General features: G+C 49.7%; 6 protein-coding genes and 1 pseudogene. 5 read left to right on the top strand and 2 right to left on the bottom strand.

The features are described 5' to 3' along the window. Positions 1-516: hypothetical protein (locus JCM16159_RS12915; protein WP_243666924.1), on the top strand; the 516-nt coding region annotated here is incomplete at its 5' end. Positions 517-701: 185 nt separating this feature from the next. Here the strand turns inward: JCM16159_RS12915 and JCM16159_RS12910 are convergent. Next, a complete protein-coding gene (locus JCM16159_RS12910) occupies positions 702-1,106 on the bottom strand; it encodes a hypothetical protein (protein ID WP_243666923.1) in 405 nt (134 codons plus the stop codon). Between the two features lie 56 nt (positions 1,107-1,162). Here JCM16159_RS12910 and JCM16159_RS12905 point away from each other — a divergent pair, with 56 nt between their 5' ends. Both JCM16159_RS12905 and JCM16159_RS18055 read left to right on the top strand, forming a co-directional pair. After that, a complete protein-coding gene (locus tag JCM16159_RS12905) occupies positions 1,163-2,128 on the top strand; it encodes a hypothetical protein (protein WP_054858084.1) in 966 nt (321 codons plus the stop codon). Continuing rightward, positions 2,086-2,574 (top strand): hypothetical protein, encoded by a 489-nt coding sequence (locus JCM16159_RS18055; protein ID WP_243666922.1) that lies wholly within the window; start codon positions 2,086-2,088, stop codon positions 2,572-2,574. The genes JCM16159_RS12905 and JCM16159_RS18055 overlap by 43 nt, the downstream gene beginning before the upstream one ends. Here the strand turns inward: JCM16159_RS18055 and JCM16159_RS12900 are convergent. Then, positions 2,511-3,491 (bottom strand): hypothetical protein, encoded by a 981-nt coding sequence (locus JCM16159_RS12900; protein WP_054858083.1) that lies wholly within the window; start codon positions 3,489-3,491, stop codon positions 2,511-2,513. The two genes, JCM16159_RS18055 and JCM16159_RS12900, sit on opposite strands and share 64 nt — an antisense overlap. 847 nt (positions 3,492-4,338) lie before the next feature. On the opposite strand from JCM16159_RS12900, the gene JCM16159_RS18050 reads away from it, so the two are divergent. Together JCM16159_RS18050 and JCM16159_RS12895 are read left to right on the top strand one after the other, a co-directional pair. Beyond that, positions 4,339-4,479, top strand: a complete 141-nt coding sequence (locus JCM16159_RS18050) for a hypothetical protein (RefSeq protein WP_243666921.1) — start codon at positions 4,339-4,341, stop codon at positions 4,477-4,479. Between the two features lie 72 nt (positions 4,480-4,551). Continuing rightward, positions 4,552-4,818, top strand: a pseudogene (locus JCM16159_RS12895) (hypothetical protein); the annotation flags it as partial.

The raw sequence follows: 4,818 nt of genomic DNA, 5'->3' as shown, positions 1-4,818 counted from the left end.
ATCATGAGGTACCTATCCATGAACGAGACTTGGGAGATAAACGGCCCAGAGCAGCCCGGCATGCTTCAGTACGGCAATGCGGCCCTGGGCGTGTCGTTCAACCTCATGAACATGCTCATCTTCTACCCAAACAGCACATTAATGGCGGAGAGGATGAGTTGGCTAACGCCGCAGGTCTGCAGCGGTAACTTCTTCGCAGGAGCAGTCACGAGGCTCTTCTGGAGCAATGGCGAGTACCAGTACGCGTATGCCTACTTCTACGTGAATGTCACTGGGGATGAGGCATACATTGTTGGCTACCCAACAATAATAACCAGCAACTTCATTGAGAAGGGTTACGTAACGGTTATGGGCCAGCCCTGCTACACAAACCCAATAGGCCCCCTGTTCAATGGCACGGCGTACCCAGTGGCCTTCGAGGTGAACCTAGACATGCCCTATAGCCAAGTCACATCACTACCATACACGTGGTACTGGTGGTATGTGGGCAACATGACCGTGATAATAATAAAGTAAGGCAAAATCTATTTGCTTCGTTTTTAATATTTTAAAAATAATTTATAAACAAGTCAAAGCCCTTACGTAGCTCCCGAGCTACTTTGCCCCCACGTTATTGATATGCCCGCCCCCTCCTGGCTCTACACACTCACTGTCTGGCCTTGGCTGTTTAACTGTATTACAATAACTGAAAGTCTCGCCCTTTAGGGCGGGAGGAGGTCAGTACTTCCTAAGGCACTTCCTAAGCTCTTGGCTCCAGACCCAGCCTCGGGGCACGCTTGCTGATTACCACTACCACCCACTATATTCACCTCAGTACCACTTGTCAAACTTCTACCCCCCATTTGATTACTTTCACCCAACTCATTTTGGCTATTTGTACTAGGAGCCTCCTCGTTCTCGGCTTGGGAGTGCGCGCCTGCCTCCCCCGGGGACTCACTCACGTTCGTCAACCTCTCGGCTTGCCTCTCGGGTGCCTCACGACCTGCCTCTCGGTCTGCCTCACACGGGAGTTCAACGTCAATGCCTAGCTCGTTGGCTAATCGTTTAATACCATCCTCAAGCTCGCCACGGTTGTTGAATCTAATCACGAGAAATCTTTTCATCACCGAACTCCACGATAAAGCCTAATTAGGCGGTGCCGTGATTGGGGAATTGACCATATATGAGGGTAATAGGGACAATAGGACTAGTGACAATACTAGGACTAGTAGTACTAGCCGTGATGGCCAACCACGCCATGGCACTCATGGGATACACAATAAGGAGCCTAGGCGGTGGCTACTCAATCACCGTCCATGCCGGAACCAATAGTGTCTCTGTCGCCAAGTACAATACCCAAACTGGGGAGACGGTCTATAATGTGGATCCAACCAGTAATGGTTACAAGGTCACGTACTACGCAATAAATAATCACGTGACCACCACGCCACAAAAACAGAATTACCAAGTCAAGACGCCAGTGAACACCTACGTAGTCACGAACACTATAACCACGACCATAACAAGGACAATCACCAACTACTACTACCCAATAATACAGTACTTCACGGAGTACCTACTCACCTGGCAAACGCCAAGGGGCATGTGCCAAAACGGCCTCTGTGGCGTGAACCCAAGCCTCCTAATACCAACAATGGGCTTTGAGGCAAGCCATAACAACCCCAACCAATGGAGCCACGCCATATTCATACCAGCCGTGACGGCAGTATTCAACTACACTGGCTTCGGGCTACAGGCCACTGTGAAGCTCGTGCCCCAGATAACAGGCTGGACAAGCCACACAAGCACAAGCACAAGCACGAGCACCAGCACAAGCACCAACACCCAATCATTCACACAAATAGTGAAGCAAAACATAACACTCACAATACCAACCCAACCACCCACAGCCTACTTCACCTACAGTAATGGCAATACAATTATCAAGAAGGGAGGAAACGCTACTGTTAATGTACCCTTCTACAATTGGGCTGGAGGCTTCATACCGGACTTGATAAAGGGTAGTGGCTTCATATCAGCAGCCGTGCTCGATGGCGGTGGTGACGCATTACAGTTGATTGGTGCTAATACGTATAATACTGGCCAGTGGCTCATCACGCAGTCCAGGGACTCACTAATAATATTATAAGCGCAACCCAGGATGATAGTAATTGGATAATACAGAACACGCAGAGCAACCCAGTACTCAGTTACCTAGGCCTGGCCGGCTCCTACATCATTAAGGGCGTTGGCGGGCTCGCTACCCTCACTACCTCCGCGTTAGGTAGTGCCCTCGGTGGTGGGCTCGAGGCTGCTGGGCAGTGGCTCTACGGTACTGGCCAGGAAATGGCGAATGATGGGCAATGGCTTGGCCAAGTCTCGCAGACGTACGGCGTTTACGGCTCGTACCAGCCAGTCCAAGTGAGCCCTGGCAGTACAGTGACTGTGCCGAGTAATTACGTGACGACTTATAGTGGTAATCCAGGTGGGCAAACAATATGGGTCGTTACCCCGACAAGTAACTCAATCACTCAGGACTTGTTGAAGCCCGGCAACCTATACCCAGTGCCACAGCCGATTATAATGCCTTGGTGAGGCCCCTGGGCTCGCCAGGGGTGTTTAAAATCAAACCCCTCTTTTCTTCCATCCTCAAGGAGTGAAGCCAGGGCTTGGGACTTGAGGCGTTTGATTGACCGGCTCGGGCCATGAGACAACAGCCCTACCATTACTCCAGTAAACCCAGGCATTACTAACCCATTCCCCAGTACCACCACCAACGCCGGTGCTCGGGCTGGTAGCCAAGCAGTGCCATTCCAGTAGTAGAGGGCTAACACAATGTTAGCATTAGTGAAGTTTACGCCCTCCCAATTACCGTAACCACCAACCACTAGGGTTGTGTCACTGCCAATTATCGTGGCATTACCCACTGGGTACTGGTAGTACCAGTTAATGGATTGGCCATCAAGGGAGTAGCCGAAGTAGGCGATGCCATTGGCAATCTTTATAATGAGCCAGGCGCAGGTGGCTCCGTAATAGGTTAGGTAGTAATTACCAACCAAGTGTGAATGACATGATATCACGATTATTCCGCTATTATTCTCGGTAGTGCAGTCCCAGCTCGGTGGTGTCCAGACCTCGGCGTTGAAGCCTGGCGTTGGGGCGCCATTAATTATTTCATTAATTGTTGAGTACACGTCCTGGAGCCAGTAGCCGTTGCTCAATTTGGTATTGAGTTGTATTGAGTAGGTGCTTGGTATTGCCGTGTTCACGCAGTAGTAGCCCGCAAGGGCTGTGGTGTTTGGGCCGATGTAGGCTATGCCTGCGGCTTGGTTTGTTACTTTTATCAGGCCTTGGGTTGGTGGTGTTTGGGGTTGTGGGGCTTGGGTTTGGTTTGTGGCTTGGGTTTGGTGCATGTGGGTTAGTAGGAATATTACCCCAGCCCCTATGACTAGGGCTAGGGCGAGTAGGAATAGCCCGAGGAATACCAAGCCAATCACCCTCAGGACGCCCATAGGCAACCCCAATACTTGGCTGGCCCCAGGCCTTAAATAACTATCCTGGCACAGGCAATGTGGGATGCCAAGGCGCGGCTATAGGAGACTTGGGTATAGGGGCGTTTATGTTTACCTAGCAGGGACATACACACGGCACTAGTACTAAAGGCCCTCAACGAGGGCAGGACAATCAGCGACATCATCAATGAGGCGTTGGAGGAGTACCTAGAGAGGCATGGCGGTATCCAGACAACCAGTAATCCAAACAGCTAGACTGCCAGTAACCCAGTTGGCCAGACAACCAGTAGTCCAGATCCCTCGGGCCAGGACGACCTGGACTCAAATCCCTGGGTGAGGGTCATCAGGGCAGGCACCAAGCCCAATAACGACAAAGCAAAAATCAACAGAGAAGGCATGGTGCGTGCTTAAGAGGCACATGCATCATGCTACTCAACACACCGCCGGGCCACTAGGCGTTCAACACCAAAATCGAGTAAAGCACGGCTTTAAACGCAACATAGACTTCATGAACTTCGGTCACTTTTAATGATAACCTACCACTTCATGCGGTTTTGAGCACTTCTTACTTATTTTAGTTTTAATTGATTTATAATCGTTTCGAAAGCTTGCAACTGTATTTCCCCTTGATGAGTAATCGAATGCGGAGGTCAATTCCATGAAACAGTTGGGGTTAAATCATTAGGTTTGTAATTCGTGCCTCAACAGGTTTATCGCACGTCCTTCCACATACCGTGAAACAATTCCACCTTTTGTTTCACGGCTTGTCAAGCCCGTTAACGAAGCCCCGTGAAACAGTTAGAACGAAAGACCAAGTGAATTATTGCACGGAAAGGGGTCCCTTTCTGTGGCTGCCTCGTTCACGTTCGTCACCACGACACGTGGTGACTACAGAAAGGGGTTTTCCGTAGTTGTTAAAGCCACGGCTCGTGTCTTGTTCAATCTCTCAATACCATCCACAGCATTGATGTTTTACACGGGTTCATAAACGCCCAGAGTACTGCAAAAGTTTTGTTTAACTGGAGTGGGGTTTAAAAGGGTGGTGGTTATTTTACCTTATATGACTATTAGGGAGGTTGATGATCCTAGTAATACTAGTGTAATGTCTCAGATGACTGAGTATGGGCTTGGGGATGTGGTTTACTGGGTACTCGTGAGACTTGGCGGGTCTATGGATGGGCTTAAAAAGCTCATGAAGTTACTATTTCTAATACAGTACGATATTGGGAAGAGCATACTTAACAAGAGGCTTGTTAATACTGCGGTCAAGTACCTCTATAATGGTAAGCCCATTACCAGGGCCGAGTTCTACCTATGGTCCTTCGGG

This window comes from Vulcanisaeta sp. JCM 16159, from assembly GCF_001316265.1.
Lineage (GTDB): Archaea > Thermoproteota > Thermoprotei > Thermoproteales > Thermocladiaceae > Vulcanisaeta.
The sequence above is the reverse complement of the archived record's forward strand: the minus strand, read 5'-3'. Positions and strand labels throughout refer to the sequence as shown.

Coding starts and splice junctions, on each gene's coding strand:
- JCM16159_RS12900 (WP_054858083.1), bottom strand. CDS start 3,491: ATGGGCGTCCTGAGGGTGATTGGCTTGGTATTCCTCGGGCTATTCCTA.
- JCM16159_RS12905 (WP_054858084.1), top strand. CDS start 1,163: ATGAGGGTAATAGGGACAATAGGACTAGTGACAATACTAGGACTAGTA.